The organism is Candidatus Symbiopectobacterium sp. NZEC135, from assembly GCF_025962695.1.
Map to the genome: position 1 here is coordinate 1 of NZ_JAGFPF010001288.1, position 616 is coordinate 616.

The window sequence follows — 616 nt, forward strand, 5'->3', positions numbered from 1 at the left end:
TAGGCGCCGGGCTGATTGGCACTGAACTGGCAATGGATTTTTGCCGTGCCGGTAAGACGGTTACGCTGGCAGATTGCGCTGCCAGCGTGTTGCCAACGTTGCTGCCGCCGGAAGTGAGTGGTCGCTTGCAACACTGCCTGGTCGATATGGGGGCGCACCTGTTACTGAAAGCAAAACTGCAATCGCTGGAGCAGACCGAGAAAGGCATTCGCGCCCGATTCGATTGCGATCGTATCTGTGACGTGGATGTGGTGGTGGCCGCGACTGGCTTGTGCCCGGAAACGGCGCTGGCACAGCATGCCGGGATTATCACCCGACGCGGCGTGGTGGTAGACAATATGCTGCAAACCAGCCAGGCGGATATCTATGCGTTAGGCGACTGCGCCGAAATTGCGGGGCAGGTGCGGCCATTTCTGCAACCGATCCAGCTAAGCGCTATCGCACTGGCGAAAACGTTGCTTGGCGTTAACACCGCGCTCGCGCTGCCCGCCATGCTGGTGAAGGTGAAAACACCGGCGCTGCCGTTACATCTGGCCGGAGAATCAGGCCGCAGTGACTTACGCTGGCAGATTACCACTGCACCGCAGGGCATGGTGGCGCAGGGAATGGATGCGGA

1 protein-coding gene is annotated in these 616 nt (G+C 59.9%); it reads left to right on the plus strand.

The genetic code is table 11. The annotated features are described in order from the left end of the window. On the plus strand, nt 1–616 hold a 616-nt coding region (locus tag J5224_RS33860), incomplete at both ends, for an FAD-dependent oxidoreductase (RefSeq protein WP_264629243.1).